Source organism: Pseudogemmobacter humi, assembly GCF_900609055.1.
GTDB classification, from domain to species: domain Bacteria; phylum Pseudomonadota; class Alphaproteobacteria; order Rhodobacterales; family Rhodobacteraceae; genus Pseudogemmobacter; species Pseudogemmobacter humi.
This window is the reverse complement of sequence record NZ_UXAW01000118.1, coordinates 1-26,275: the sequence shown is the minus strand read 5'-3', so window position 1 is coordinate 26,275 and position 26,275 is coordinate 1. Positions and strand designations below refer to the sequence as shown.

General features: G+C 65.6%; 24 protein-coding genes. 12 read left to right on the top strand and 12 right to left on the bottom strand.

Annotated elements, in window-relative coordinates; translation table 11 throughout:
• The first annotated feature begins 58 nt into the window (after positions 1-58).
• On the top strand, positions 59-763 hold the full coding sequence (locus XINFAN_RS19475) for a response regulator (protein ID WP_124088525.1): 705 nt from the start codon (positions 59-61) through the stop codon (positions 761-763).
• Here XINFAN_RS19475 and XINFAN_RS19470 read toward each other — a convergent pair.
• Positions 736-3,585, bottom strand: a complete 2,850-nt coding sequence (locus XINFAN_RS19470; RefSeq protein WP_160144672.1) for an ATP-binding protein — start codon at positions 3,583-3,585, stop codon at positions 736-738. The two genes, XINFAN_RS19475 and XINFAN_RS19470, sit on opposite strands and share 28 nt — an antisense overlap.
• Positions 3,586-3,662: 77 nt before the next feature.
• On the opposite strand from XINFAN_RS19470, the gene torT reads away from it, so the two are divergent.
• From torT to XINFAN_RS19435, 7 genes are all read left to right on the top strand, one after another.
• Entirely contained in the window at positions 3,663-4,718 is a 1,056-nt protein-coding gene (gene torT / locus XINFAN_RS19465) for a TMAO reductase system periplasmic protein TorT (protein WP_124088523.1), read from the top strand.
• Positions 4,719-4,808: 90 nt separating this feature from the next.
• Positions 4,809-6,110: an ABC transporter substrate-binding protein gene (locus XINFAN_RS19460; RefSeq protein WP_124088522.1), complete on the top strand. Its 1,302-nt coding sequence runs from the start codon at positions 4,809-4,811 to the stop codon at positions 6,108-6,110.
• Positions 6,103-6,567 (top strand): hypothetical protein, encoded by a 465-nt coding sequence (locus XINFAN_RS19455; protein ID WP_124088521.1) that lies wholly within the window; start codon positions 6,103-6,105, stop codon positions 6,565-6,567. Before XINFAN_RS19460 ends, XINFAN_RS19455 begins: the two co-directional genes overlap by 8 nt.
• A 127-nt stretch (positions 6,568-6,694) precedes the next feature.
• A complete protein-coding gene (locus XINFAN_RS19450; protein ID WP_124088520.1) occupies positions 6,695-7,660 on the top strand; it encodes a glutathione S-transferase family protein in 966 nt (321 codons plus the stop codon).
• Positions 7,661-7,756: 96 nt separating this feature from the next.
• The gene (locus XINFAN_RS19445) at positions 7,757-8,899 is read left to right on the top strand and encodes an isochorismate synthase (protein ID WP_124088519.1); all 1,143 of its coding nucleotides are present in this window, start codon (positions 7,757-7,759) and stop codon (positions 8,897-8,899) included.
• Positions 8,896-9,540, top strand: coding sequence for an isochorismatase family protein (locus XINFAN_RS19440; RefSeq protein ID WP_124088518.1), 645 nt, complete (start codon positions 8,896-8,898; stop codon positions 9,538-9,540). The genes XINFAN_RS19445 and XINFAN_RS19440 overlap by 4 nt, the downstream gene beginning before the upstream one ends.
• Positions 9,541-9,549: 9 nt before the next feature.
• Positions 9,550-10,314 (top strand): 2,3-dihydro-2,3-dihydroxybenzoate dehydrogenase, encoded by a 765-nt coding sequence (locus XINFAN_RS19435; RefSeq protein WP_124088517.1) that lies wholly within the window; start codon positions 9,550-9,552, stop codon positions 10,312-10,314.
• On the opposite strand, the gene dhaL is transcribed toward XINFAN_RS19435, so the two are convergent.
• The 5 genes from dhaL to XINFAN_RS19410 all read right to left on the bottom strand — a co-directional run bounded on the left by dhaL (position 10,281) and on the right by XINFAN_RS19410 (position 17,888).
• Complete coding sequence (gene dhaL, locus XINFAN_RS19430; protein WP_124088516.1) at positions 10,281-12,059, bottom strand: dihydroxyacetone kinase subunit DhaL; 1,779 nt, start codon at positions 12,057-12,059, stop codon at positions 10,281-10,283. The two genes, XINFAN_RS19435 and dhaL, sit on opposite strands and share 34 nt — an antisense overlap.
• A 480-nt stretch (positions 12,060-12,539) precedes the next feature.
• Positions 12,540-13,895, bottom strand: a complete 1,356-nt coding sequence (locus XINFAN_RS19425; RefSeq protein WP_124088515.1) for a class I SAM-dependent methyltransferase — start codon at positions 13,893-13,895, stop codon at positions 12,540-12,542.
• Positions 13,896-13,969: 74 nt separating this feature from the next.
• Entirely contained in the window at positions 13,970-15,367 is a 1,398-nt protein-coding gene (locus tag XINFAN_RS19420) for a Vgb family protein (protein WP_233352398.1), read from the bottom strand.
• Positions 15,368-15,390: 23 nt separating this feature from the next.
• Positions 15,391-15,648, bottom strand: coding sequence for a hypothetical protein (locus XINFAN_RS19415; RefSeq protein WP_124088514.1), 258 nt, complete (start codon positions 15,646-15,648; stop codon positions 15,391-15,393).
• Positions 15,649-15,704: 56 nt separating this feature from the next.
• Complete coding sequence (locus XINFAN_RS19410) at positions 15,705-17,888, bottom strand: FepA family TonB-dependent siderophore receptor (protein ID WP_124088513.1); 2,184 nt, start codon at positions 17,886-17,888, stop codon at positions 15,705-15,707.
• A 271-nt stretch (positions 17,889-18,159) separates the two neighbouring features.
• On the opposite strand from XINFAN_RS19410, the gene XINFAN_RS19405 reads away from it, so the two are divergent.
• Together XINFAN_RS19405 and XINFAN_RS19400 are read left to right on the top strand one after the other, a co-directional pair.
• On the top strand, positions 18,160-18,888 hold the full coding sequence (locus XINFAN_RS19405) for a response regulator transcription factor (RefSeq protein WP_124088512.1): 729 nt from the start codon (positions 18,160-18,162) through the stop codon (positions 18,886-18,888).
• A gap of 3 nt (positions 18,889-18,891) precedes the next feature.
• A complete protein-coding gene (locus XINFAN_RS19400; RefSeq protein WP_124088511.1) occupies positions 18,892-20,244 on the top strand; it encodes an ATP-binding protein in 1,353 nt (450 codons plus the stop codon).
• Positions 20,245-20,282: 38 nt separating this feature from the next.
• On the opposite strand, the gene XINFAN_RS21875 is transcribed toward XINFAN_RS19400, so the two are convergent.
• From XINFAN_RS21875 to XINFAN_RS19390, 3 genes are all read right to left on the bottom strand, one after another.
• The gene (locus tag XINFAN_RS21875; RefSeq protein WP_160144671.1) at positions 20,283-20,447 is read right to left on the bottom strand and encodes a hypothetical protein; all 165 of its coding nucleotides are present in this window, start codon (positions 20,445-20,447) and stop codon (positions 20,283-20,285) included.
• 66 nt (positions 20,448-20,513) lie between these two features.
• Positions 20,514-20,714, bottom strand: coding sequence for a hypothetical protein (locus tag XINFAN_RS19395; RefSeq protein ID WP_160144670.1), 201 nt, complete (start codon positions 20,712-20,714; stop codon positions 20,514-20,516).
• A 96-nt stretch (positions 20,715-20,810) separates the two neighbouring features.
• Positions 20,811-22,460 carry an extracellular solute-binding protein gene (locus tag XINFAN_RS19390; protein WP_124088509.1) on the bottom strand — a complete coding sequence of 550 codons (1,650 nt, stop codon included), beginning with the start codon at positions 22,458-22,460 and terminating at the stop codon, positions 20,811-20,813.
• Between the two features lie 188 nt (positions 22,461-22,648).
• On the opposite strand from XINFAN_RS19390, the gene XINFAN_RS19385 reads away from it, so the two are divergent.
• Both XINFAN_RS19385 and XINFAN_RS19380 read left to right on the top strand, forming a co-directional pair.
• Positions 22,649-23,755: a helix-turn-helix transcriptional regulator gene (locus tag XINFAN_RS19385; protein ID WP_124088508.1), complete on the top strand. Its 1,107-nt coding sequence runs from the start codon at positions 22,649-22,651 to the stop codon at positions 23,753-23,755.
• Positions 23,756-23,951: 196 nt separating this feature from the next.
• Positions 23,952-24,170 carry a hypothetical protein gene (locus tag XINFAN_RS19380; RefSeq protein WP_124088507.1) on the top strand — a complete coding sequence of 73 codons (219 nt, stop codon included), beginning with the start codon at positions 23,952-23,954 and terminating at the stop codon, positions 24,168-24,170.
• Positions 24,171-24,530: 360 nt separating this feature from the next.
• On the opposite strand, the gene XINFAN_RS19375 is transcribed toward XINFAN_RS19380, so the two are convergent.
• The 3 genes from XINFAN_RS19375 to XINFAN_RS19365 form a co-directional block, all read right to left on the bottom strand.
• On the bottom strand, positions 24,531-25,043 hold the full coding sequence (locus tag XINFAN_RS19375) for an RES family NAD+ phosphorylase (RefSeq protein ID WP_124088506.1): 513 nt from the start codon (positions 25,041-25,043) through the stop codon (positions 24,531-24,533).
• On the bottom strand, positions 25,040-25,510 hold the full coding sequence (locus XINFAN_RS19370; protein ID WP_199286472.1) for an Xre family toxin-antitoxin system antitoxin: 471 nt from the start codon (positions 25,508-25,510) through the stop codon (positions 25,040-25,042). The genes XINFAN_RS19375 and XINFAN_RS19370 overlap by 4 nt, the downstream gene beginning before the upstream one ends.
• Before the next feature lie 438 nt (positions 25,511-25,948).
• A partial coding sequence (locus XINFAN_RS19365; RefSeq protein WP_124088504.1) for an ABC transporter permease occupies positions 25,949-26,275 on the bottom strand: 327 nt, incomplete at its 5' end.

The following is a 26,275-nucleotide window of genomic DNA, read 5'->3' as shown; positions in this document are numbered from 1 at the left end:
CGGGTGTTTTGCCGGTTGCGCCCGCGTTCCTCCGCCCTCCAGCCCCTGAAAGCCCGAGATGACCGCCAGACCGGCGCATATACTGATTGTCGAGGACGAACCCGTCTCGCGCAAAACGCTGGCCAGCTATCTGGACAGTTTTGGCTATCGCGTCTCGGAAACCGACAATGCCGACGAGGCCGAGGCGATCCTTGCCCGCGATGAGCCGGACATCCTGCTGGTGGACATCAACCTGCGCGGCCGCGACGGGCTGGAGATCACCCGCGACCTGCGCGCCCGCTCGGAAATCGGCATCATCCTGATCTCGGGCCGCACCGACGATGTGGACCGGATCATCGGCCTGGAACTGGGGGCCGACGATTACGTCTGCAAGCCGTTCAACCGGCGCGAGCTGCTGGCGCGGATCAAGAACCTTCTGCGCCGCACCCAGGCCCTGCGGATGCTGTCGCGCAAAAGGTTCCGCTTCGAGGGCTTCACCTTCGATCTGAACACCCGGCAACTGACCGCGCCCGATGGGGGGCAGCTTGCGCTGACCCGCGCGGAATACGAGCTTCTGCGCGCCTTCACCGCCAATCCGGGCGTGGTGCTGGACCGCGACCGGCTGGCCGCGCTGATCACGCAGCGCCGCGGCGGGGTGAACCTGCGCAGCGTGGATGTGCTGGTGCAAAGGCTGCGCACCAAGATGGGGGACGATCCGCGCGCGCCGCGGATCCTGTCCACCGCGCATGGCGAGGGCTATCTGTTCACCGCCGCGCTGGACTGAAGCCGCGCCAGCGCCGCGCGCAGGGCTTCGCGGGCGGCATCCGCCAGCGCGGGCAGGCGGGCAAGCGGCCCGGCGGGATCATCGCCCCCACGGGCCTGGCGGTCGATCAGTTGCAGGCAGTCCACCAGTTCCGGCAGGTCGAAATTCCCCGCCGCGCTGGCCAGGTGATGCGCCTCGCGCGAGAGGCGGGCCAGATCGCCGCGCGCCGCGCCGATTGCCGCCAGGCCCTCGTCCAGCCGGTCAAGGAACAGCGCGCCGAGTTCCGCCACCACCGGCGCGGGCAGATCGGCCACCATCCCGCCCAGCACATCGGCTCCGGTCACGCTGGCCAGCGCCGCGGCCAGCCGCTCGGGCGAGAGCGGCTTTTCCACCATCGCCGACATGCCCGCCGCCATGTTCTCGCCCACGCCCGCGCCGCCGACATGGGCGGAAACCCCGATCACCGGCACATTCGCCCGCAATGGATCGGCAAGCGCGCGGATGCGCCGCGTGGCCTCGGTGCCGGAGATTCCGGGCAGGTTCACGTCCATCAGGATCGCGTCGAACCCGCCCCTGGCCGCCGCCGTAACCGCCTCTTCGCCCGAGGCGACCATTTCCAGCCGGTGCCCCATCGGCGCGAGGCTCGCCTCGATCACCATGCGGTTGATCGGGTGATCCTCGACCACCAGCAGCCGCAAGGGGCGCGAGACGGGGGGGACGGCCTCGGCCTCCGGCGCGCCTTCCTCCAGGTGCAGGCGCAGGGTGAAGACCGAGCCCCGGCCGGGCGTGCTTTCCACCCCGAGCCTGCCGCCCATGGCGGTGGCGAACCGGCGGCAGATCGCAAGGCCGAGGCCGGTGCCGCCCACCTGCCGCGCGGCCTGGTCGGCCTGCTCGAACGGCTCGAAAATCCGCTCCTGCGCCTCGGGCGGGATGCCCTTGCCGGTGTCGCTGACGCGGAAGGTCAGGTCGTGGCCGCCGTCTGCCGGGGTGGCAGAGACCGCCAGCGCCACCTCGCCCCGGTCGGTGAATTTGATCGCGTTCGAGAGAAGGTTGATCAGGATCTGCCGCAGCCGCCCGCGGTCGCCCCTGACCCAAGGTGGCAGGTCCGTGGCCGGATCCAGCCGGAACGCCAGCCCCTTTTCCCGCGCGGCGGGTGCCAGCAGCCATTCGGCGTCGCGCAGCAGCGGTTCCAGCGCGAAATTCTCTCGTGCCGCCGCATCCGGCCCGCTTTCCTCGCGGATGAAGTCGAGAATGTCGCCGAGGATCACCATCAGCCGGTCACTCGACTGTTCCAGCGCCGCCAGCCGCTCGCGCTGCACCGGGCTAAGGCCCTCGCGGGGCAGGCCGCGGATCATCCCCAGAACCCCGTTCATCGGGGTGCGGATCTCATGGCTCATCATCGCCAGAAACTCGGATTTGGCCCGGTCGGCGGCCTCGGCCTTCTGCCGCGCCACCGCATGGGCCGAGACCTCCTGGCGCAGGCTTTCGGTCTGCGCCTCGACGAGTTGGCTGAGTTCGTTGCGGTGGCGGTGCAGCTCCTCCAGGTGGCGGGTGCGCTCGTCCTCCAGCTCGCGGTTCTGGATCGCCTGGCGGCGGAACACCTCGACCGCGCGCTCCATCCCGGCGATCTCGTCCCGCCCGCGCGGATGGACCGGATCGTCGATATGGCCCCCGGCGAGGCGTTCCATCGACAGGGACAGCCGGTCCAGCCTGCGGGTGATGTTGCCGCGCACGTAGAACCACAGCACGCCCAGCGAAACGGCAAGCGCCATCGCCGCCCCCCAGGCCTGAAGCGTCTGCGTCAGCCGGATCGCGTCGAGCACGTCGCCCCCCGCCAGCACCGCCCGTTCCTGGACCGAGGCCGCCAGCACCGCCGCGCCGCTGTCCATCCGTCCCGCCGCCGCCAGCACCGTGTCGCGCGCGTCGGCGACCCGGGCCTCCAGCCCCAGCACCGTCGCGGTGGCGTCCAGCACATCGGGCGCCCCCGCCCCGCGCGCGCCGGGCGTGCGGGCGGCGCCCTGGCGGATCGGTGTCAGAAGCGCCAGCGCCCGGTCGGCCTGGCCCGGATCGGGGATCGACAGCACCCGCCGCCCGACGATGGTCAGCCGCCGCGCCATCTCGACCCGGATCGCCTCCAGTTCTGCCCCTGCTTCCGCGCCGCGGTCGGGCAACACGCCCAGCCGGTTCAGCAAAAGCCCCAGTTCCGAGGCCTGGGCGCGCAGTTCGAACATCAGGCTGAGCTGGAACAGATCCACTTCGATCAGCTTGTCGAGCGCGGAAAGCCAGGCCTCTTCGCCGCCCTCGGGGATCTCGTAAAGGCTGGAGATCAGCGCCGAGGCGGCGGTTTCGGCATTGGCGACCAGGGTGTCGGCGATGCCTCCCAGTCCGGCGGTGGCGGCAAGCCCCTCGTCCAGCCGCTGGCGCAGGCTGGCGCGGGCGAGGATGCGGCGCTGCACCGTCAGATCCAGCACCCCGATGGCCATCCGCAGATCCATCACCGCGGTTTCCAGCGCCGCGATCGCCGCGGTGTCGCTGTTGCGGTAGGGGGTGAGGCGGGCGTTCATCTGATCGACCTGCGCGATCAGCCAGGCGGCGCGCTCGCGCCGCTCGGATTCGGACTGCACGGCGGCCAGTTCCGGCGCCACGGCCATGATCCGCGCGCTGGCCTCGGTGAAGCCGCGCACGTCCGCCAGCGCCGGAATGGTCACGCCCGAGACATTGGCCTGGGTGCGCGCCACGCTGCGTAACGCCAGCCAGCCCGCCACCGTCGCCGCCGCCGGCAGGCCGAAGATCACCAGGAATACCAAGAGCAGCTTTGCGCCCAATCCGGTGCCGCGCCGCATTTTTCCGCTCTCCCCCCTTCCGCCCGGGCCGGTTTGCGGGAAAGGTTGCACGGAACTTGCCGGGGGCCACGCGAAAAATGCGCCTGACGCCGTTTCTTCTGCCGCTCTGCCTGATCGCCGGGATGACTGCGGCGCGGGCCGAGACATGGGAGCTTGAGGTCCATCGCGTGCCGATGGACGACGCCAGCCCGACCGATCCCCTGGCCTATACCCCGCTCGACCGGGCGGCGCAGCCCTGGCATCTGTGCATCCTCTATCCGCATCTGAAGGACGCCTACTGGCTGAGCGTGAATTACGGCATGGCCGAAGAGGCAAAGCGGCTCGGCGTCGGTTTCACGCTTTACGAGGCGGGGGGATACCCCAATCTGGACCGTCAGATCGAACAGGCCGGGGCCTGCGCGGCCTCGGGCGCCGATGCTCTGGTGGTGGGCACGGTGTCTTACGACGGGCTGACGCCGGTTTTGCGCCGGATCGCGGCGGATATGCCGGTGATCGCCACGGTGAACGACATCGCCCCCGAGGGGATCAGCGCGAAATCCAGCGTGCCCTGGCGCGAGATGGGCGCGGCGGCGGGCCGGGTGCTGGCGGAGCGCCATCCGAAGGGCAGCGCGCCGGTCGATGTGGCCTGGTTTCCCGGGCCGAAGGGGGCGGGATGGGTGCGCTTTGTCGAGGAAGGGTTCCGCGCCGCCATCGAGGGCAGTTCCGCCCGGGTGGTGGCGGTGAAACACGGCGATACCGGCCGCGAGGACCAGGTGCAGCTGATCGAGGAAATGCTCGACGAGACCGGCTTCCCCGACTACCTCGTCGGCAGCGGGCCGATGGCAGAGGCGGCGGTTGCGATCCTGCGCGCGCGCGGGCATGAGGGAACCGGCATCGTCTCGGACTACATGACCCATGCGGTGCATCGCGGCATCAGGCGCGGGCGCATCCTTGCCGCGCCCAGCGATTTTCCGGTGATGCAGGGGCGGCTGGCGGTGGAACTGGCGGTGCGCGCGATCGAGGGCCGGCTGGTGGTGCGCCATGCCGGGCCGCGCATCGTGACGGTGACGGCAGAGAACGTGGCGGATTACGGGGTGGGGAATACGCTGGCCCCCGCCGACTTCACGCCGGTCTTTTCCGCAACGCCGCCCTGAGACGGGCGCGGGAAGTTTCCTTTGCGGAAAATGAATTGACAGAAGGGGATGGCGGGCCGCTAATGCCCTGATCATCCGCAGGGGCCATTCATGTCAGGGCGTGCGCGCAACCGCATACGGCAGTTCGGGCCGGGCGGCCTCAGCCGCCGCGGGGTGCTGGGCACGGTGCTCGGCGCGCTGTTCGCGCCGCGCGCCGGGGCGGCGGAGGGGCCGGTCAGGATCGGCTTTCTCGGCCCGCTCAGCGGTCCGGTCGCGGCCTGGGGCCGGCCGGGGCTGGACGGCAGCCTCTTGTGGGCGGAATGGGTGAATGCCGCGGGCGGCATCCGCATCGGCGGCGTGGCGCGGCCGGTCGAGATTGTCGCCTTCGACGACCAGTATGACCCCGCCCGCGCCGGGGCGGGCGCGCGGCGGCTGATCCGCGACCAGGGTGTCAGTTTCCTGATGATGCTGGGCGGCGACAGCTGGCCCGGCGTCGCGCCGGTCGCGCACGAGACCGGGATGCTGTGTTCGACCCTTCTGCCCTCGGACCTTGGCCCCGATACGCCGACGCTGATCGCCCCGGCCGAGGTGCATCCGATCTACAACGTCACCGGGGTGGACTGGCTGGCGAGGAACCGCCCCGATCTGAACACGGCGGTGATCTGCGCGCAGGACGACGTGTTCGGCCTGCCCTCGGTCGCGACCTATCTGGCGGCCTTCGAGGCGGCGGGGATAGAGATGCTGGACGAGCCACTGCTGTTCGACCCCGCCACCGCCGATTTCGCGCCGCTGGTCACGCGGATGCTGGCGCGGGGCCCGAAGATCGTCTGCCTCGACACCTGTTACCCGGGTTACATCCTGCCGATCTGCGAGCAGTTGTTCCGTCAGGGCTTCCGCGGCCAGATCCTCTCTTGCACACTGGATTTCCACGACCGGATCCAGGCCGCGACCTCGGCGGAATTTCTGGAAGGCACGGTCTTCCAGTTCCCCGATTTCGACGATCCGGCGCTGAACGGCGGCGGGGTCAACTTCCCGCGCCCGAACGAATTTTACGCCGAATACAACCGCCGCCATCCCGGCGGCTGGAGCTCGGTAAGCTGGCAATATGCCGCCACGCTGGATCTGTGGAAGGCCGCCGCCGAAAGCGCGGGCAGCGAGGACCCGGGCGCGGTGCTGGCGGCGATGAAGGCGGGCGGCCATCTGGCGCATGTCTTCGGCCCGGCAGAGTGGTGGGGCGAAGAGTTCTTCGGGATCTCCAACGCGCTGGTCGGCAACTGGCCGGTGGTGGAAATCGCGGGCGGCAAGGCGCGGGTCCGCGAATTCGTCTCGGTGACGGCCTGGTATGACCGCCACGGCCCGCTGCTGATCAGGCACATGCGCGCGCTTGGGCAGATGTGGGATCAGCGTGGCTGAGGTCTGGCTCGGGCTGCAAAGACGCGGGGCGGGCGCCCTGCAACGCGGGGCGCGGCGGCGGGCGGCTCTGTGGTTCCGCCTCGCCTGGGCGCTGGCGCTGACCTTCCGGCGCGACGACCCGCGCCGCGCGGCGGGCCTTGCGCTCCTGGCCCGCGCCGATCGGCAGGAGGCCCGGGCCGCGCGCCGGCTCGCCCGGGCGCTGGCGCTCTGGCCCGGCGTCATGGCCCGGCTGGAGGCCGGACCCGCCCCGCAGACCGCCCGCAGTTCCGCCTTCCATCTGCGGATGGAGGTGCGGCACCGCGCGGCCTGTGAGGCCATGGCCCGCCGCGAGGTCATGGACCTCGGGCGAAGGATGGAACAAGCGATGCGCTCCGGCGCGCCCGTCCCGCCGCCGATGGGGTCGGGCCCGCTGGCAGAGGCCTGTCATGCGCTTCGCGCAGCGCAGCGGCACCCGTAGACCGGACCCTGTCCGGCATGGCAGAACGAAACGCGGGGTGCGCGCCCTGGCCGGTCCGCGCACTGCGGCCTCGCGCAACCGGCGCGGTTTCGCTATCCTGTCCGCGTCACCCTTCGGGAGGAAAGCCATGCTTGTCGACGGAAAATGGACCGGAGAATGGCAGCCGGTGCAGGCCACCGATGCGAAGGGCGGTTTCGTCCGCCAGGTCTCGGTGTTCCGCAACTGGATCACCCCGGACGGCGGCGCAGGCCCCACCGGGCGCGCGGGCTTTCGCGCCGAGGCCGGGCGTTATCACCTTTACGTCGCGCTGATCTGCCCCTGGGCCTCGCGCACGCTGATCGCGCGCAAGCTGAAAGGGCTGGAGGAGCTCGTTTCGCTCTCGGTGGTGGAACCCGAACTGGGCGAGGAGGGCTGGCGCTTCGCCAGTCCCGATCCGCTGACCGGGGCGAACTGGCTGCATCAGATCTATACGGGCGACGATCCGCATGTCTCGGGCCGGGCCACGGTGCCGGTGCTGTGGGACAGGGACCGCGAAAAGATCGTGAGCAACGAATCCGCCGATATCCTGCGGATGTTCAATACCGGCTTCGGCGCGCTGGCCTCGGGGCCGGATCTTTACCCCGAGGCCCTGCGCCCGGAGATCGACGCGCTGAACGAGCGCATCTATGCGCGGCTGAACAACGGCGTCTACCGCGCCGGTTTCGCCACCACGCAAGAGGCCTATGAAGAGGCTTTCATGGGCGTCTTCGCGCAACTGGACGAGCTGGAGGAGCGGCTGGCCGAGGGCGGCCCCTGGCTGATGGGCGAGAGCTTCACCGAGGTCGATATCCGGCTTTTCGTCACCCTTGTGCGGTTCGATGCCGCCTATTACGGGCTGTTCAAAACCAACCTGCGCCGGATCGCCGATTATCCCGCGCTCAGCGGTTATCTCGCCCGCGTGCTGGCGGTGCCGGGGATCCGCGAGACCGTCAGCATCGGCCATATCAAGCGCGGCTATTACTCGATCCGCCGGCTGAACCCTTTGGGCCTCGTGCCGGTGGGGCCGGATCTGCCGGGGCTGGACCCGGTGGCGGCACGGCTGAAGATGCGTTAAAGAGCGCGACGGAAAGCGCGGCGCAGGCCGTTGAAACAAGTAGCCAGGCGTCACGACACCCAGCCTTCAGCCGTTCCCCGAGGTGCGAGCCCGTCGATGACTCTTCTTTCTGCGCAAAGCCTGGCTGCCCGTCTGCCGGATTTCCTGATCGCCGGGCCTGGCCATGCGCTGGCCTGGGAGGGCGTCCGGCGCCGTCTGGCCGCGGGTCCGCTGGCCTCGCTGGCGGCGCGGGCCGCCGATTTCTTCGCCGCCGGGCATGACGGGCCGCAGCGTCTGGTGGGCGCGGTGCCCTTCGATCCGCAGGCGGCGGATGCGCTGTTCCAGCCCGCGCGCGAGGGGACGGTCCCCGCCGGAGCGCCCGGCGCGCGCGGGCCTGCGCTCTTGCCGGTGCAGGTGCGCCATGAGCCGCCCGCAGCCGCGTTCCGTGCGGCGGTGGCCCGCGCGACAGAACGGATCGGGGCGGGCGAGTTCGACAAGATCGTGCTGTCGCGCAGCCTGCATCTTGCCGCCAGCGGCGACGAAGAGGCCGGGAACCTGCTGGCGCGGCTGCGCGCCGATACCCTGGCCACCGTTTTTTCCGTTCCGCTGCCCGGCGGGCGCCACCTGATAGGGGCAACGCCGGAATTGCTGCTGGAACGGCGGGGCGCGCAAGTGTTCTCGCATCCGCTGGCCGGATCGGCCCGGCGCAGCGCGGATCCGCGGGCCGACCGCGCGGCGGCGGCGGCGCTGCTCGGGTCGGACAAGGACCGGCGCGAGCACGGAATGGCGGCCGAGATGGTGCTGGACACGCTGGCGCCGTTCTGCCGCCGGATCGCCGCCGAAGAGACCCGCCCGGTGCCGACCGCGCGGATGTGGCATCTCGGCACCCGGATCGCCGGAGAGTTGCGCGACCCCGACACGCCCTGCGCCGCGCTGCTGGCCGCGCTGCATCCGACGCCCGCGGTCTGCGGCCTGCCGCGCGCGCCCGCGCTGGCGGCGCTGCCCGGGCTGGAGGGCTATGATCGCGGTTTCTACGCCGGTGCGGTCGGCTGGCTGGAGGCTTCGGGCGACGGTTGCTGGTATCTGGCGCTCCGCTGCGCCGAACTTTCGGCCACCGGCGCGCGGCTCTATGCGGGCGCGGGCGTGGTCGCGGGATCCGATCCGGCGGCGGAAGAGGCGGAAACCTCGGCCAAATTCCTCGCCATGCTGGCGGCTTTCGGCATAGACGAGAGCGGCAACCCAATGAGCCCCGAGGAATGACGATGGCAGGCCTGCCGCAGATCGCCCCCTATCCGCTGCCGCAAGGCGACGAGATCCCCGCCGCGCGCGGCCCGTGGCGGGTGCAGACCGCGCGCGCGGCGCTTCTGATCCACGACATGCAGCTTTACTTCCTGCGCCCCTTCGCGCGGCAGGAAAGCCCGATCGCCCCCGCGATCGCGAATATCGCGCGCCTTGCGGCCCATGCGCGGGCGCGGGGCATCCCGGTGTTCTATACCGCGCAGGAGGGCGATCAGCCGCGCTGTGACCGCGGGCTCCAGGCCGATCTCTGGGGGCCCGGGATGCGCGCCGACCCCGAACATCAGGCGATCACCCCGGAACTGGCGCCCGAGCCCGGCGACTTCGTTCTGGTCAAGCACCGCTATTCGGCCTTCCAGCGCTCGAACCTGGAAAGCCTGATGCGGGCGCGTGGGCGCGATCAGCTGATCGTCTGCGGCGTCTACGCCCATATCGGCTGTCTGATGACCGCGGCCGAGGCGTTCCAGCGCGATATAGAGCCTTTTCTCGCCGCCGATGCTCTGGCCGATTTCAGCCGCGCCGATCACGATCTGGCGCTGAAATGGGCGGCGGGGCGCTGTGGGGTGGCAATGGCGAGTGACGCGCTGATCGCGGCTTTGGACTGAGGGGATTCCATGCGACTGACCGGATTTCAGGACGCGCTGGCGCTGGTGACCGGGGCAGGGGGTGGCATCGGCCGCGCCCTGGTCGGGCTTTTGCTGGATGCGGGCGCGCGGGTGGTGGCGACCGACCTGACCGCCCCCGATCTGCCGCCGCGCCAGGGGCTGACCTGCCTGCCGCTCGACGTGTCTGACGCGGGCGCGGTCGAGGCGCTGGTGGCGCAGGTCGAAGCGGACCTCGGCCCGGTGCGCTTCGGCATCGCAGTGGCGGGGGCGCTGGCGACCGGCCTCGTCACCGAGACCAGCGACGAGGACTGGCGCCGGGTGTTCGCGGTGAACGCCGACGGCGTGTTCCATCTGACCCGGGCGCTGGCCCGGCGGATGATCGGGCGCGAGCCGAGGGGGGCGCTGGTCGCGGTCTCATCCAATGCCGCCGGGGTGCCGCGCTACGGGATGGCGGGTTATGCGGCCTCGAAAGCGGCGGCGACGATGTATATGCGCGCGCTCGGGCTGGAACTGGCGCCGCATGGCATCCGCTGCAACATCGTCGCGCCGGGATCGACCCGGACGCCGATGCAGACCGGCATGTGGGCGGATGAGAGCGGCGAGGCGCGGGTGATCGCGGGCCTGCCCGAGCAGTTCAAGCCGGGGATCCCGCTCGGCAAGATCGCCGAACCCGGGGATATCGCGGCGGCGGTGATGTTCCTGCTGTCGGACCAGGCGGGCCATGTCACCATGGCCGATCTTTACGTCGATGGCGGCGCCACACAGCGGGGCTGAAGCGCGCTTTCCAGGAGTGCCCGGTCAAGCGCCGCCGACATCGCGCGCAGCAGGATGAAGGTCGAGGCCGCGCCGGGGTCGATATGCCCGACCGAGCGCGCGCCCAGTTTGGCCGACCGCCCGCGCCGCGATTCCAGTTCTGCGGTGGCACGCATCCCGGCCTCGGCCCCGTCGCGGGCGGCGCGCAGCACATCGGTTTCGATGCCCTGCGCGGCCCGCGCCGCTTCCACCGCTGGAACCCAGGCGTCGATCATGGTCTTGTCTCCGGGCTGCGCCCCGCCGCGCGACAGGATCCCGTCCAGCGCGCCCGCGAGCCAGGCCGCCAGCGCGCCCGCGTCCAGGTTCAGCCGGTCGTCGACCGCCGCGCCTGCGCGCTGGAACGCGCTGGCGTAAAGCGGCCCGGAAGACGCCCCGACCGCATCGAGGAACGCTTTCGCCACCCGCTGGCAGGTGCCGGTGATCGTCTCGCCCTCGGGCGCGGCGTCCAGCGCGGTCTGCACCGCTTTCCAGCCGATCTCCATCGTCACGCCATGGTCGCCGTCGCCGATCACGCCGTCGAGTTCGGACAGCCAGTCGCGCGCGGCGATGATCTGCGCCCCGGCCCCGGCCAGCAGGGCGCGGAAGATCTGCGGCGTCACCCTGCCGGTTTCAATCAGCGGCCCTTGCGCGAGAGGCGCCGCCTCGGTCGCGGCCACACGCCTCGGCCTGCGGGCCGCCCGCGGCGCGGGATCCACCGCGCCGACCACCAGCGCGGGCGTCCGGCAGGGGTGGTCGAGCAGCGCCGCCAGCTCTTCGTCCAGCTTCATCAGCGTGACCGAGGCCCCCGCCATCTCCAGCGAGGTCGCATATTCGCCGACCCAGGAGCGGTGGATCACCACCCCCCGCGCATCGAGGATCTGCTTCACCCGGTTGAACAGGATGTAAAGCTCAAGCTGCCCGGTGGCGCCGAGCCCGTTCACCAGCACCGCCACCCGCGCGCCCGGTTCGGGCGCCAGCTCAGCCAGGATCGCGCCCATCAGTTCGTCCGCGACCGCATCGGCACGGGCGAGCTTGTCGCGGCGCACGCCGGGCTCGCCATGCAGGCCCATGCCGATTTCCATCTCATCTTCGCCGATCTCGAAATTCGGCCGGCCGGTCTGCGGCAGCGAGCACGGCGACAGCGCCACCCCCATCGACAGCGTATTGGCATTGGCCTTCTGCGCCAGCGCCTCGACCCGCGCCAGCGGCTCGCCCAGATCGGCCGCGGCGCCCGCGATCCTGAACACGAAGAAGTCGCCCGCGATGCCGCGCCGCTCGCCCCGCCGGTCGGGGGGCGCCGAGGCCACATCGTCGATGACCGCCACCTGGCGCACCGGGGTGCCCTCGGCCTCCAGCACTTCGGCGGCCATGGTGAAATTCATCACATCGCCGGTGTAATTGCCGTAAAGCAGCACCACACCCGCGCCGCCGTCCGCCGCGCGGCCCGCGTCGGCGATATGGTCGGGCGAGGGCGAGGCGAAGACATTCCCCACCGCCGCCGCATCCGCGAGACCGCGCCCGACATAGCCCGCGAAAGCCGGCTCATGCCCCGAGCCGCCGCCGATCACCACGCCGACCTTGCCCTCGCGCGGGCCGTCCACCGCCACCACGGCGCGGCCGGTTTCGCCCTCAAGGCACAGCATATCGGGATGCGCGGCGACCATGCCCGCGATCATCTGGGAGATCACATCCTCGGGCGCGTTGATCAGCTTCTTGCTTCTGGTCATGGCGGGCCCCTTTCGGCTGGGTGGCTCTTTCCTGATACATTTGTCATTTCATTTTTACAACTATTCAGAGGGACGGCTTTCCCCCCGGGGCATAAGCCGCTGGCTTTTCAGCCCCGGCCTCTGAGGGATCGCGATCTGTCTGGCTCTGAGGTCCGGGCCTTGCAGATATATCCGCAGGGAGTGGGGCTATTGAGCGTCTGAAGCCTGCGGGTAAAGTTTCAGGCTGCGATGAAGGTCGCCTGATGCGGGCACTAGCCCCGGCGCGTGAGCGCCTCGTTGCAGGCCCGCCAGTTCAGCGTCTTGTGCAGGTCAGGGGCGGCGGTCTGCTCATCCATCACAGCTATCACGCTGTATTCACGTGATGAATCCCTCACGGGATGTGTGCAACAGAGCCGCGTGGATACCCTGGCCGACACCTCTGCGACGGTGGTCTGGAACGCCCCATGGCGATCACACCGCAGTCAGCAGAAGGGTCATCCATCAGGCTGGCAGAAGCGCCAAAAGTGCTTTCTGAGTAAGCCCTCGCCCCGAATAGAGCATGTTCAGCGCCACCGTATCAAAGCCTATCCCCGAGGCAAGCGCCGGTGCAGCCAGCCCTGGCACGTCATGCCCGGCTGCGGCCGCCGCCCGGAGAATGCTGTTCAGTTTTCGGGCGGCATCAGAGTCAAATCCCGGAAACACCGGATGGGCGATTCCTGCGGTCAGCAGAACTTGCAGGCACTGGTTCAGCAGGGCTGCCCGCCCCGGGAAGGGCTCACTTCGCAGCATTTCGCTGAAGCGGGCTGGTCTTCTGCGCAGGATGCTGACCAATGCCGATAAGATCCGGACATCAAATTCAACCGGTCCGATCGAACTCGCAAACACGCCATCGGCGGGCAGATCCGTTCCGGGGATCAGCCCCCAAATGAAGCCATCAAGAAGCCCGATGTGTTTAACCGAAGCAACGTCATTCCTTTTCCGGGTAAAGATATCTACCCGACGGGTTTGATTGCGGGCCAGATCCTTCATGGTCTCCCGCAGCACGCCTTCAGGAATCTCAGTGATAGCATCCGCTGCGCCGCCGGGTATCGAAAAGGCGTCAATATTCTCAAGGGGATTGGCGCTCCCTCGCCATTCGAGCCCGGAGGCGTTCATGCTTTGGCAAACTTCACCGAAGGGCAGGGGCAGGAAGTCGGGATTCAGGTATTCATGCGCCACATAGGCCGGCCTTTCCCGCATCAGCGCGTCCAACGCCTCCGAGGCAACCGGATAGAGCTGGAAGAAGCCGGCTTTCGCGTCTCGCATTGAACTGAGCAGCTTAAATCCCTCTCCAACAGGATCCTGCCTGTCAGACAATGCTCTGAATACGGAATGGAAGGCCCGCAATACGGCGCCGCCGGGATCGCTCATATAGTGAAGTGTGGCGACACCGCCGGGAGCCAGATTGCGCCCGATGAAATCAATGACGGACTGACGGACATCCTGCCCAACCCAGGACAAAACGCCGAAGCAGGAGATGAAGTCGTAAACGCCGGTGCGCTCCTCTACCTCCCGAAGGTCCGCACATTCGAAGGTGACATTGCTGAGCCCGGCCCGGTGCGCGCGCTCGCGGGCGACCCGTATATGGTCGGGGTTGATATCTATGCCATGGAACTGCATGTTCGGGTTGACGGCCGCAAACAGCGTTGCGCTGAAGCCCTGACCGCATCCCAACTCGCACCATCGCGTTCCACGACGCCCCGGCGTGGAATGGCCGAGCGCCGCCATGACTGTTGCGGTCCAGACCGGCGATTGCTCGCGATGAAAATAGTCCGGATAGGCAACAGAACGGATATAATTTGAGGCTTCTGGGGACATGCCCGGATCTCCTTGCCATGAGAGCGCCCCGCCCGACGGGGAAAACGGGCGGGGCGCAATCTGACGACGCGGCCTTATTCGGCGGCCAGCGTAATGCGCCAGATATTGTCGCCGGTCGGATCATTTTCTCCACGCGCCTTGTTGACGGCCCAGATACGGCCCTCGCCATCTGCGCGCAGTTGGTTGGTGGAGTTGCCGGCATCGAGATTGGCGACGATCTCGCCCTTGCGATTCACCACTGCGATGGTGCCCGAGCCGCGATTGGCGACATAAGCGAGACCGCTTTTCGGCTCGAAAGTCACGTTCAGCGGCTGCGCACCTACCGGCAGATCGAATTTGATCTCGCCGCTGGCCTCGTCGATAATGAGCAGATTATCCGATTGCTGCGAGACGACAAAGATCAGACCCTCCTTTGCGTCATAGGCAACCCCTGCCGCAGCTTTGGCGCCGGGCAGGTCGATCAGACGGGACTCACCGCTTTTCAGATCGATCACGGCCAGTTCATTCGTGCTCATCGAGACATTGAACAGCTTGCCGCTGGCCGGGTCGATATCGAGCGACATGGCAGAATATTCGCCGCCGCGCTTCGCCGAGGTGATGACTATCGGAGCGAGTTGCTCCAGCGTCCTGGTGTCAAACACCTCGATATTGCCGGTCCGGGTGGCGGAGGCATAGGCGCGGCCGTTGATCTCGTCGATCACCACGTCGCGGGCATGGTTCACCGCGCCCGGCTCGAATTGTTTGATCAGTTTAAGGTCGGCCTGGGCGTAGACCGCGATGGTGTTCTGACGCGAATTGGTGACCCAGACGGTGCCATTGGCATCATCGACACCGACGCCGTAAACCGCGAAGACGCCCCCGTCCTCATCCTCGCGCGCGGGCGCGGCTGGCGGCTCTGCTTGGGCGAGAACCGCCAGCGTTTCTGCGTCCAGCTTGGTCAACGCCGATTGTCTGACCGGCGGGCGTCCGACCGCCGAGGCAACGAAGACCGCCTTTGAGGCTTCGGAATAGTCCACCTGATAGAGGCCTCGGGTCACCGGCCCATTCGCGATGGCGAATTTCTCAGTGCCCGAGATCGGAATCTCGGGGGAAATCTTCAGGGTGATCATTTCAGCCGCAGCAGGTTTTTCCGCAATGACGAGAACAGGTTGCTGGCCGGTCGCGGCATCGGCATCCACCGTCAGCTCAAAGCTGAACTTGCCTTCGGCATCGACCACCAGCGGGCCCGCGGCATTCAGAACGGTCGGGCCGCGCATCAGGGTGATCTCCTGGCCCGGGATCAGCTTTTCACCCGAGATGACGACCTTGCTGCCCTTATAGACCGGCTCTCCCCTGGTTGCCGAGGTGGCGCTGACCTGGCCCGGGAAATCCACGACCGGGGTGAAGACCGTGTCCGCAAGACCTGGCGCGATCGAGGCGATGATTACGAGAAGCGAAGCGCCGAACATCCGGCGCGGATTCAGAGAACGCATTGGCATTCCTTGCAATGATGGATTTATTTCCAGACGGCCCGGATTTCGGCCCGTCCGTGTTGTTTGTGGTGGAAAGAGATTTCCCATTCCGACCGTTCTTCATTGCGACGGATTTCGCCGCTGGTCTTGCCGCTACAAACAAGGTCCTGGGGTCCGGCAATTTCAAACATCACCTGATTGCCGTGACGTCGCGCGGTGGCGAAGTAATTCTCCTCGGCACTGGCATACTCTGCGGTCAGCGCAATTGCGCCGGCCCAAAGTCCTGTTGCTGTCCGGTTCATGTGTTGCCCTTCCAGTAAGAAAGAACTGGCCGGACTTCTCCGGCCAGCCAATTCGGTCAGAAGGTAGCGTTCAGGCCGATATAGAAGGCGCGCCCCGGTTCATTGAAGGTGTTCGCACCATCCCCCGTCCGGAAGATCTGCTCGTTGAAGATATTGGTCACGCCGGCACTGATCCCGGCCTTTTCCGAGACATCCCATTTCATCCCGAGATTGACCAGGGTATAGGCACTGCGGGTCTCAAGATCGGTATTCGCGATCCCGGTATGAACCGCATAGGTTGCGGCTTCGATCTTGCCGTAATGCGTGGCCGAGAGCGTAAAAGTCAGATCGTCGCGCACCGCCCAGTCGAGCGAGGCGTTGATCGTATGATCCGGAACCAGGCTGAGCGGGTTCTCGATCATGGAGCCATTCGCAAGACGGAGTTTTCCGACCGAGGTGATCATCTTGGTCACGTTGACGTTGAACAAAAACGCCTCGCCAATCGGGGTGGAGAAGTTGCCTTCAACCCCTTCGACGATGGCGTCGGGGGTGTTCTCCCACCGCAGATAGCTGCCGCCGGCGGGCCTGACGCCAGCAGAGGTAAGCCCCGGTGCGATACGGTTTTTATAGTCGTTCCGGAACCAGGTCAGGCTGCCCGAGAGGCCGTTGTCGCCGGCATAGGCAAAGCCGATTTCCTTATTGACGCTGCTTTCCGGTTCAAGATCCGGATTGCCGAGGATTTCACAGGGCGTCGTCACTCCGGCCGGGCAGCCCATGCCCATGGTCGAATAGACATAGTTGGGGTTGAGCTGGAACAGGTTCGGGGCTTTGAAGGCCCGCGCAATTCCCAGCTTCATCGACCATTCGTCGTTGAAAGCATAGGTTGCATTCAGACTGGGCGACCAGTTCGACCCATAGGTATCGCCGTAATCATAGCGCAGACCCGGGGTCAGCGTGAGGCTCTCCCCCCAGAGAATATTGGCCTCGGCATAAAGCCCGATCTGATGTTGCTCATCATGGAGCGGCTGGCCGCTATTGATATTGCTCGCCCCGGTGGCGTTTTCGTCGTCGAGGATTTCACCACGATACTCACCACCAAGCGTCAGCTTGCCCTCGCGGCTGAAAATGGAGATCGGGAGGATCCACTCCGATTTCGCTGTGATCGAATCATAGACGATTGTCGACTGCTCGGTCGTGCTGATATTGTCGGGGCTGCCACCCGTCGAAACACCGTTGCGGGTATTGCGGGTATTTTCCCATTGCAGATAGCTGAAGGATTCACCGAAATCAAAGTCACCGCGGTGGGTCACCGCAAGGGTGCGGCGCAGCATCTTATTGGTTTCCTGACCAATGATATTCACGCCGTTCACATCGGGCTGTAAAGAGCCGCTGTTGCTGTCCCCGGAATATTCATTGCCCTGGCGCGAGAAGGAAAAGTCCAGATCAACCTGGTGACTTCCATTCGGCTCCCACCGCAGAAGAGCGCCAACATCCTTGTTGGTGACGCCCTCGCGACCGGCCTGAGTTGTCGTGCCGGCGAGAACCGCAGCATCGGCATTCAGTGCAATATCGTCAGCTTCGGATTTATTGATGTTTCCATAGAAACGGAAGCTGAGATCCTGACCAATCGGACCGGCCAGCATGAAATTGGCGCGTTTGGTGCCGCCCTCCAGTTTGTTGGCCGGGATGGTATAGTGAAGACCGGCGGTCGCGGTAAATTCTTCGGGTTTTCTGGTGATGATATTTACGACCCCACCCGCCGCACCCGAGCCGTAACGCGCCGCGGCAGGTCCGCGAATGATTTCAATTCTCTCGATCATCTCGGCAGGAACCCAGTTGGAATCGCCGCGCGTGTCGCGTTCGGCCTGGCGACCCATTTTCACCGAATTTCGTGAGGTGACAGGTTTGCCGTCGATCAGAATAAGGGTATTTTCCGGCCCCATGCCCCGAATATCAATCTGGCGGTTGTTGCCGCGCGCCCCGGACGCCGAGTTTCCGGTAAGATTGACGCCTGGCATTTTGCGTACAATCTCGGAAATGTCATTCGCGACAGGCGTTTTCTCCAGGTCTTCCGCCGTGATGTTGGACACGCCGAGCGCCTGCTTGATCTGTTCTTCAGCAGACAGAATGATCGTCCCGAGATCAATTGAATCGTCTTCCGTCGCAGCCGTCTGAGCCGATGCAGCGCCTACGAGAACGCCCGTAGAAAGTAACAATACCAACGCCGTGCCCGAGGCAAGGCGCGAGGACAGCTTGGCCATCACATGCTCCTGGTTTGGTGACTTTTCAGAGCTGGCGGCTGGCTTGCTCGCACATCTCAAAGCGCCTTCGCGGTTTGGCGCGCAACAAAAAACCGGTGGATTTTGTCGCCAGTTGTCAAAGCGGGACAATTTGGGGCTTTGACAGGGGTGATTTTATGAAGATGCGTTGCGAAATCACCATATTGCGCTCTGAGATGAAGGTGAAATATACTGCGGCGAGCAAGTCTGAGCAAATAGTTCATCAGGCTGACTCGCTGGCCGGGCAAAGAAGATGCGAACGAGTTCAGGGCGAATTCTGTTAGTCGACGACTCCGAAGATATCAGGCGAACATTGTCAATGTATCTGCAACGCAACGGAATGACCGTCAGCGTTGCAGAGTCCGCGCTTGCTGCGCGGAAAATCATTGTGAACAGAAAGTTCGACGTCATTCTTCTGGATATTATGATGCCCGGAGAAGATGGCCTCAGCTTTTGCAGGTATATCTCCGAGAACAGAGAGATTCCGATCATCTTTCTGACGGCGCTGCATAGCGATGCTAATAAAATTCGCGGGCTCGATATAGGTGCGGACGATTATATCACCAAGCCTTTCAATCCGAGGGAGTTGCTCGCCAGAATAAATGCCGTGATGCGGCGCAGAGTGGCAGCGTCGGAGCCCCCTGAAGAGATTGCTGTCCGTGTCAGGCGGCGGTTCCTTGCCTTCACACATGATCCGCAGATTCGGGTGGTTCATGTCGACGGGGGGGAGGATATCATTCTCACCACGGGCGAGAACCGTCTGCTGGAGGCAATGCTGGAGCAACCTGGTCGTGTTTTCCGTCGCGATGACATCTCCGGTATTATCCGGGGACCAAAGGTGCTGGCCAGCGCCCGGGCGGCCGACAATTGTGTCTTCCGGCTGCGACGCAAACTTGGCGACAATGCAAGGGCGCCGAAGCTGATCATTACCGAATGGGGCGGCGGATATCGCCTCAACGCCGACGTTGCAGAAGTGGCCTGACGCATGTTCAGGTTTTTCACCGAAAGCATTCATGGGCGTTTTGCGTTGCTGCTGATTGCCTCGCTGCTGTTTTGCAACCTCGCTGCTGCTTTTCTGCTGGCGCGCGAGGGCACGGCCTTCGATGCTGCAATCCGGATGCAGCGCGATATGGGCAGGCTGGTGGCGCTGGTCGAATCCATTGAGGAAAGTGATCGTGAAACCGGGGCTGCGATCCTCAGCCGTTCTACCACCGGCTATACGCGATTCAGCATTGATGCGGGGCCGGTCGGATCTGACGGCGCGCCGCAGATCAATGAGGTCGCCCATGAGATAATGCAAGCCTTGCCGGGGCACGATATCCGGGTGATCCCCGGTAATCCGCTTGCCGCGGTTCATGAACGCGGCCCGACACTTATGATCATTTCGGTGCGGATCGGAGAGGGGGTGCGAAAGGGCGAATGGCTCAATTCGCTGGTATACCCTCTGGCGCCTTCGACGGTCTGGGGGCAGAAATGGGCGTTTTTCGTGCCGCTCTTTGCCTCGCTCGCGACCGCTTTGCTGGTTGGGTTGCGCATCCTCCAGCAGATGACCAAACCGCTGAAGCGGCTTGCGATAGCCTCGCTGGCCGCCGGTCGGGGGGATCATTCGGTCCGGCTGATCGAAACCGGACCGCAGGAAATTCGTGAGGCCGCCGTCGCCTTCAACACGATGCAGCGTCAGATTTCCGAGTTTGAATCAGACCGGCGCCGGTTGCTGGCCTCGATCGGGCATGATCTGCGTACGCCGATCACCTGCCTGCGCATTCGTGCGGAGGTGATGGAGGATGAAACGCAGCGCGAACCGATGATCGAGACGCTGGAAGAGATGTCGGTGATGGTCGAGGATATTCTGAACTTCTCCCGCGATACCGCGAATGCCGAAGCGCGCCGCGTCACCGACCTCATGCAGATGGCGGGCCAGATCTGTGCCGAGCGGGCTCTGGATTTCGCCGCCGGCGCGCCGATCCTCCTGGAGGTGCAGCCGGTCTCCCTCCGTCGCGCGTTCAGCAATCTTGTCGACAATGCCCTTCGTTATGCCGGCAATGCCGAAGTAAGCCTGACGCGGCAGGGTGATTGTGTGACCTTTACGGTAAGGGATGCCGGACCCGGGATCGCGGAGGACCGGCTCGATACCGTGATGGAGGCCTTCGTGCGCGGGGAAGAGAGCCGCTGTCGGGAGACCGGCGGCCTCGGTCTGGGTCTGACGATCGCGCGCGATATCGTGGTCAATCATGGTGGCAGGCTGAGCCTGCGAAACCGGCCGGAGGGCGGGCTGAGCGCGGAAGTTTCCCTCCCCGGCACGGTGCTTCCGGCGGCAGGGGCCGCGATGAGCGGCTGACGGTCCGTGATCGGTCGCAACGTCCGAGCGCGCGCCGGTCATCCTGCGAAGAGCACGGTGACCGGGCTCCCGGTTTCATAGCGGCATGACAGCGAGAGGCTGCCCCTCTGCGGGTCGATGCACTGCGCCGCAAGGCAATGGCTGTCCTGATTGTAGCTGGGCCAGTTCCGGGTCGTGTAGCGCGGAAGTGTCGGTCTGCTCATGCTAGCCGGCTGTCACGCCGGATGCACGAGGTGAACCCGCCACCGGATTTGTTCAACAGAGACCGGTCATCGGCAAATATAACCGGCGCCGGGCGCCTGATCGCAGGGGGAACCCGCCGAACCCGTGCCGGAGGGCGTATAGTTCGGCGTGCTCGCCATCGCCTGCGCCAGGGTATTCATCGTGTCCAACACCGCTTGCTGTTCGGGACCGGTGCATCCGCTTGCCAGGCATCCGACAAGCATCAGGATCGCTTTTCTCATGATCATCTGACCTGATTGAAGTTATTGGTTATAGTCGGCATCACGGTCAATCGACCTGCTGCAAGTCGTATCGCTGCAGGCTGGACTGCCCTGCATCTGTCCTCAGAGATCGCCCCAAAGCTGGTCGATCCTGCGCTGAAGCTGCGGCGTGACGGGATTCACGACACCGAGCTGCTTCATCACCGATTCAGGCGGATAAAGCGCCGGGTTTTTCAGCAGATCCTCGTCGATGAACGGACCCGAAGCCTTCACCGCATTGGCATATTGCACATAGTTGGTATTCTGCGCCGCCACTTCGGGCTTGAGCAGAAAATCGAGGAACTTCAGTGCCTCGTCCACCCCTTTGGCCTTTTGTGACAGCATGAAATAATCGAACCAGATGATCGAGCCCTCATCCGGGATGAAGAAATTCAGCGCCGTCGCCTTGCCGTCGGCCTGGCTCAGCGCCTGCATCGCATCGCCGGAATAGCCCACGGCCACGCAGGCCTCATGCTTGGCCACCTTGTCGATGAACCGCTCGGAATCCACCACCTCGAAATAAGGCGCGGTTGCAGTCAGCCTGGATTCGAGACCGGCCAGGGAGTCGTCGTTCAGATCGCTCTGGGGCTTGCCCACCGCGCCCACCATGGCCGTCAGAACGTCATTGGGGGCATCGACCACCAGAATGCCGCAATCGGCCAGCTTGCGGGCGTATTTCACATCCAGCAGCAGATCCCAGCTCCAGACCTCTTTGCCCAACCGCTCCTTCACCTTGGCCCGGTCCATGACGATGCCCATCGTCCCCCACATATAGGGCACCGCATAGGTGTTGGACGGATCCCAGTTCGTGGTGATGGTGTTGATCACCGGATCGATTTCCTCGAAGTTCCGCAGCGCCGCCGTGTCGATCGACTGCACCAGGTCCTGATCGACCATGTCGCGGATGCCCAGCCCCGGCCGCATGAGCAGGTCATAGGGTTTCCTGGCCGAAGCCATCAGCGTGTCGGCCTCTTCCAGCGAACCGAAAACCTCATAGGTCACACGCAGACCGGTCTCGCGTTCGAACTGCATCAGGGTTTCAGGGTTGATGTAATCGTTCCAGTTCAGGACCCGCACTTCGCCCTTGTAGTCGATGTCGCGGTTGGAGGAGGCGCGCATGACCGCTTCGTAGATATTCGTCGTCAGAAGGCCGTCGACCCGCATGTCCCGATCTTCCTGAAAGACCTCGATGGCGGTGAAGGTGCCGGGGCCGAAAACGCCGTCGCTTGGTCCCGGCGCATAGCCCAGGTCGCGCAGCGCGATCTGGGCCTGGCGCACCATTTTGGGATCGACCACAAGGTCCAGCCCGTCGGCCTGACCCGAACTCCAGTTGTCTTTCGCCCAGACCGCCAGAAACAGCGCCCGCAGGAACTGTTCCGACAGAATGTCGGGGTTGTTCAGCCTGGCCACCTTGACAAAGGCATCCACCGCATCCTGCGTGTCACGGTCTATTTCCCGCGTTATCGCCGCCTCGCTCAGATAGCCCAGCCGGGCCAGCATGCGCTGGACGGTGGCCACCCGCCGGGCCTCGGCCTCCGAAAGGGTCCTGCGGCTGCCCGGACCATCAGTCCCCACATCCGCGCGGACCTTGCCATCCTCTCCCACGCTGACCGACAACAGCCCCTGCGCGGCATTGGGCTGCGCGCTGGCCAGCAGCACCAGGGCGGCCAGCCCCGCAAGCCCGGCATACCGACGGCGCAGGGTTGTGGAGCATGGAAATGGTTCTGTGTGCATCGCGTCCTCCCCTTGTGATGCCTGCGCCGGGCCGCCCCTCTCCCTTCAGCGTCGACCGCCGATCCGGAGCAACCGCAGACAGCACCATGGGCCGCCGATCCGGCTATTGCGTGACCCATATGGGTCATGCCAACCTGCCGGAATTGATTTCTGCCGGCGCAACCCAATCCGCTTCCCACCAGGGCTCCATGAAAAGCGTTTCCCCGGATTCTGCCGAAGAACTGATCGACCTCATCTATGAGGCGGCGGTTCTGCCTGAGTTCTGGCCCGCCGCCCTCGACAAGCTCGCAACCCTGTCGCAAAGCCTTGGCAGCATCCTGATCGCGCGCAGCACCGACGGGCTGAAGATGACCGCCTCGACCCCGATGTTCATGCAAGAGGCAACGGAGTATTTCCTGACCTTCTCCGCCCAGAACGAACGTCTCAGACGGCTGATCGCCCTTGGCCGCAGCGGGTTCGTGGCCGACAGCGATGTCTTCTCGCAAGAGGAGATCGTAAAAGAGCCGATGTTCAGCGACTATCTGATCCCGCGCGGCCTGGGGCAGGGCATAGCAACCGTGATCCCCATGCCCACCGGCGATGAAATCATCCTGCATTGCGAGGGGCGGTTCCAGGGCGCCCCCACGGCCCCGGCGCTGATCGCCCGGATGGATCTGTTGCGGCCCCATATCGCCCGCGCGGCGCTGGTCGCCTCGCGCATCGCCTTTGAAAAGGCCCGCACGGCGGTCGAAACCCTGTCCCGCGTCGGGATTCCCGCCGCCGCCGTCAGCCTTTCCGGAGAGCTTTTGCTGACCAACCCGGGCTTCGAGGCGGAGAGCCAGGTATGGACCACCCGCTTCAGGGATCGGCTTGCCTTACAGGACGGCGTTGCGCAGGCGCTGCTCGTCGAGGCTCTTCGCGCCACCCGGCACGGCACATCCGTCCGGTCCATTCCCATCACCAAAACCGGCGGGCCGGCCATCCTGCATGTCCTTCCGGTCTGCCGCGATGCGCGGGATCTGTTTTCGCGTGCGGCTGCGATTCTGGTCCTGACCCGCGCCACCGATCGCAGCGGGCCGCCCGACAGCCTGCTTCAGGCCCTGTTCGATCTGACACCGTCCGAGGCCGTCATCGCCAAAAAGCTGTCGCTCGGGCTTTCGGCCAATCAGATCGCGGCCGAAAGCGGCAGGAGCCTGGAAACCATCCGCAACCAGATCAAGCGGGTGCTGAGCAAATCGGGCCATTCCCGCCAATCGGATCTGCTTGTCACGCTGGCGGTGCTGACCAAAGGCACGCCGCCCCCACCCGGGACATGACCCAAACGGGTCACGACACGGCGGTCCCATCCGCTACCTCATGGTGCACCGGAGCTGCAATCCTGCCGCGTCCGGCGATGGAACCCCTGGTGGAAAAATGCGTGGATTGCTCGGACCCCTTGCCTCACTGACGCTGTATTCGGCGTCGTCTCACATGGCCATGGCCTGCGTCGACCTGGATGCGAACACAGGCAGAATGTTCAACAACTGCGGCTATAAGGTGATCGTCGATTTCAAGACCGTCGGCGGCGGCTGCTTTACCAACGGGCATGGCACCGAGGTGATCGCCGCCGGTGGCTGGCAGGGAACCGCGCTGGCGATGTCCTGCGGCAGCCAGGGCGGCTGGCAGAATGTCTGGGCGTGGTGCGCCTATGACGATTGGGTGAATGGCACCTGTACACCTTACGCCCAATAGTCCCGCCTTCTCCCCGACCGGCCACTCCGACAAGGCAGCGCTCCGGCGCGGCAAGGTCGGCCCCGAGCCCGCGGCCACATGTGCCGGGGGCCGCACCGAGCCATCAGCCTCCGCCGGACGGGACCGGAAGTCCGGCGGCAAGCTGGCTCCGTTGCCTGTGTTCCTCGGGATGAGGGTCTCCGGCAGCCGTTTGCCGGATCGCTCGGCCTGACGCCTGATCTGCCGCGGGAAGAGCGAGACTTCCTCGACCATGCCCTCTGGCAGGGTCACGCCGATGGCGGTCATGATGTCGCGGGTCCGAGTGTCGATCACTTCGGCCTTCAGGCCCCTCGGGATCACCAGGCTATCCCTCTGCCCCGGTCAAGCCGGAACCTGTCCGGCCTGAAGGCGCGGATCAAGCGCGAAGCGTTCCTGCGACATGTCGTCGAAATCATCGCCTGATGTCGTGGCGTCGAAGATCAGATTCCAGCTGTGCGCCGAGACCGCGCTCGGGATCAGCACGAAGCGATGCTGCGCGATGAGGTCATCGCCAAAGGCCTGCTGGTTGGAATTTGGCGTGCAGGGGGCCAGCCAGTTCGGGTTCGGTATATCGTCGGGCATCACCACATGGACCATCGCAGGATCCACGATCCGCGCGGAGGTCAGCACATGTGGCTGCGTGTCGAGCACCCGGAAACCCTTATGGACCGCGACCTCCAGCGTGGCCGTCGCCGGATCGAGCGAGGTATAGATCGCCCGTATGCCCGGACTGTTCCAGCGTCCGCCGACCTGGAAACTGCCCTCGCCGCTCTGCCATGTCCCGGCATGGCGGGCGGCGTCGAGCCGCCAGAACCGGAGCTCCCCGGTTCCGAGCGGCGGCGGCAATGGGATCATGCATAGACCCCGTAATCGATCCGGGTCAGGTAGTCCTCGACGGCCTCTACCCCGACCGCGGTGGCCATCAGGTCGATCGGGCGCCGCTGGTCCAGCCCGATGGCCGGACGGTTCATCCAGGCCTCGGCCTCTTCCTTCGATCCGAAGATCTCGGTCGCCCGGCCGAGGATTTCCGCGAATTTCCAGGTGCGGTTGCTTTGTTCCACGCTCAGGGTGGTCTCGCCGCCGTCCTTTCTGCGCCGTTGCAGGGTGCGCAGGCTGATGCCGATGGCCTTGTCGAGGGCGCTTTCCGTGGCGAGGATGCCGACTTCCCGGGTCAGATGCAGGAGGGCGAGCGAGGGCAGGCCGCCCATCAGCACATCATGCGCCTCAAGGCTGTTGCGCACCGGCTTGCGGATCGTGGTCTTCCCGCCAAGCAGGGCGTAGGTCCGGGCAATGTCGTGTTCGATCGGGGCGATCCGGGTCATGCAAGCCTCCGGCGTCATGTGTCGTAATGAATATGACATCTGTCGCCCGCTGTTTCAAGCCGCGGCTCAGTCGAAAGGGACATGGAAGGCGGGCGGGTCCGGATCGCACAGCCTGGTTTCTGACGGTAGAAAGACCAGACGGGATCGCGTGAAGAACGGGATTGGGGGGCAGAGCCGAACGCCCCTCGATCTCTGGGCCGCGCGAGCGCGTCCGTGCAGGTCAGGACGGTCTGCGGGGATGCAAGGGCGCAGGAACGGCTGACCGAAAGGATCGCCCGCTGCGCAGCCTGCTCGCAATGGCCAGAGATCCCGGAAGCGGGGGGCAGGATCTGGCTGTGGTTGCAGATCCTGCCCTGACCGTGGCGCCCGGAGTTTTCAAAAACTCCGGGCCGGACCCTTTGAAGGGTCCGGACCGGTTTCTTTGAAGAAACCGGCGGGTCAGCGGCCGGTCACGCCGCGCAGGCGGTCGGAGCGGCGGCGCAGCAGCTCGATGGTGGTCAGCAGCGCGATCGAGATCACCACGAGGATCGTCGCCACCGCGAGGATCGCCGGGCTGATCTGCTCGCGGATGCCGTTCCACATCTGCCGCGGGATGGTCTGCTGCTCGGGGCCGGCGATGAACAGAACCGCCACCACCTCGTCGAAAGAGGTGACGAAGGCGAACAGCGCCCCCGAGATCACCCCCGGCAGGATCAGCGGCATGATCACCCGGAAGAAGGTGGTCGAAGGGCTGGCCCCGAGGCTGGCCGCCGCGCGGATCAGCGA

What these genes read in the sequence shown, in the direction of transcription:
- XINFAN_RS19375 (WP_124088506.1), bottom strand. Translation starts at nt 25,043, where the DNA reads ATGATCCCATTGCCGCCGCCGCTCGGAACCGGGGAGCTCCGGTTCTGG.
- XINFAN_RS19405 (WP_124088512.1), top strand. Translation starts at nt 18,160, where the DNA reads ATGCGAACGAGTTCAGGGCGAATTCTGTTAGTCGACGACTCCGAAGAT.
- XINFAN_RS19385 (WP_124088508.1), top strand. Translation starts at nt 22,649, where the DNA reads ATGAAAAGCGTTTCCCCGGATTCTGCCGAAGAACTGATCGACCTCATC.
- XINFAN_RS19460 (WP_124088522.1), top strand. Translation starts at nt 4,809, where the DNA reads ATGTCAGGGCGTGCGCGCAACCGCATACGGCAGTTCGGGCCGGGCGGC.
- XINFAN_RS19470 (WP_160144672.1), bottom strand. Translation starts at nt 3,585, where the DNA reads ATGCGGCGCGGCACCGGATTGGGCGCAAAGCTGCTCTTGGTATTCCTG.
- XINFAN_RS19475 (WP_124088525.1), top strand. Translation starts at nt 59, where the DNA reads ATGACCGCCAGACCGGCGCATATACTGATTGTCGAGGACGAACCCGTC.
- XINFAN_RS19445 (WP_124088519.1), top strand. Translation starts at nt 7,757, where the DNA reads ATGACTCTTCTTTCTGCGCAAAGCCTGGCTGCCCGTCTGCCGGATTTC.
- dhaL (WP_124088516.1), bottom strand. Translation starts at nt 12,059, where the DNA reads ATGACCAGAAGCAAGAAGCTGATCAACGCGCCCGAGGATGTGATCTCC.
- XINFAN_RS19440 (WP_124088518.1), top strand. Translation starts at nt 8,896, where the DNA reads ATGACGATGGCAGGCCTGCCGCAGATCGCCCCCTATCCGCTGCCGCAA.
- XINFAN_RS19425 (WP_124088515.1), bottom strand. Translation starts at nt 13,895, where the DNA reads ATGTCCCCAGAAGCCTCAAATTATATCCGTTCTGTTGCCTATCCGGAC.
- XINFAN_RS19450 (WP_124088520.1), top strand. Translation starts at nt 6,695, where the DNA reads ATGCTTGTCGACGGAAAATGGACCGGAGAATGGCAGCCGGTGCAGGCC.
- XINFAN_RS19395 (WP_160144670.1), bottom strand. Translation starts at nt 20,714, where the DNA reads ATGATCATGAGAAAAGCGATCCTGATGCTTGTCGGATGCCTGGCAAGC.
- XINFAN_RS19415 (WP_124088514.1), bottom strand. Translation starts at nt 15,648, where the DNA reads ATGAACCGGACAGCAACAGGACTTTGGGCCGGCGCAATTGCGCTGACC.
- XINFAN_RS21875 (WP_160144671.1), bottom strand. Translation starts at nt 20,447, where the DNA reads ATGAGCAGACCGACACTTCCGCGCTACACGACCCGGAACTGGCCCAGC.
- torT (WP_124088523.1), top strand. Translation starts at nt 3,663, where the DNA reads ATGCGCCTGACGCCGTTTCTTCTGCCGCTCTGCCTGATCGCCGGGATG.
- XINFAN_RS19390 (WP_124088509.1), bottom strand. Translation starts at nt 22,460, where the DNA reads ATGCACACAGAACCATTTCCATGCTCCACAACCCTGCGCCGTCGGTAT.
- XINFAN_RS19410 (WP_124088513.1), bottom strand. Translation starts at nt 17,888, where the DNA reads ATGGCCAAGCTGTCCTCGCGCCTTGCCTCGGGCACGGCGTTGGTATTG.
- XINFAN_RS19400 (WP_124088511.1), top strand. Translation starts at nt 18,892, where the DNA reads ATGTTCAGGTTTTTCACCGAAAGCATTCATGGGCGTTTTGCGTTGCTG.
- XINFAN_RS19435 (WP_124088517.1), top strand. Translation starts at nt 9,550, where the DNA reads ATGCGACTGACCGGATTTCAGGACGCGCTGGCGCTGGTGACCGGGGCA.
- XINFAN_RS19380 (WP_124088507.1), top strand. Translation starts at nt 23,952, where the DNA reads ATGTTCAACAACTGCGGCTATAAGGTGATCGTCGATTTCAAGACCGTC.
- XINFAN_RS19370 (WP_199286472.1), bottom strand. Translation starts at nt 25,510, where the DNA reads ATGACCCGGATCGCCCCGATCGAACACGACATTGCCCGGACCTACGCC.
- XINFAN_RS19420 (WP_233352398.1), bottom strand. Translation starts at nt 15,367, where the DNA reads ATGCGTTCTCTGAATCCGCGCCGGATGTTCGGCGCTTCGCTTCTCGTA.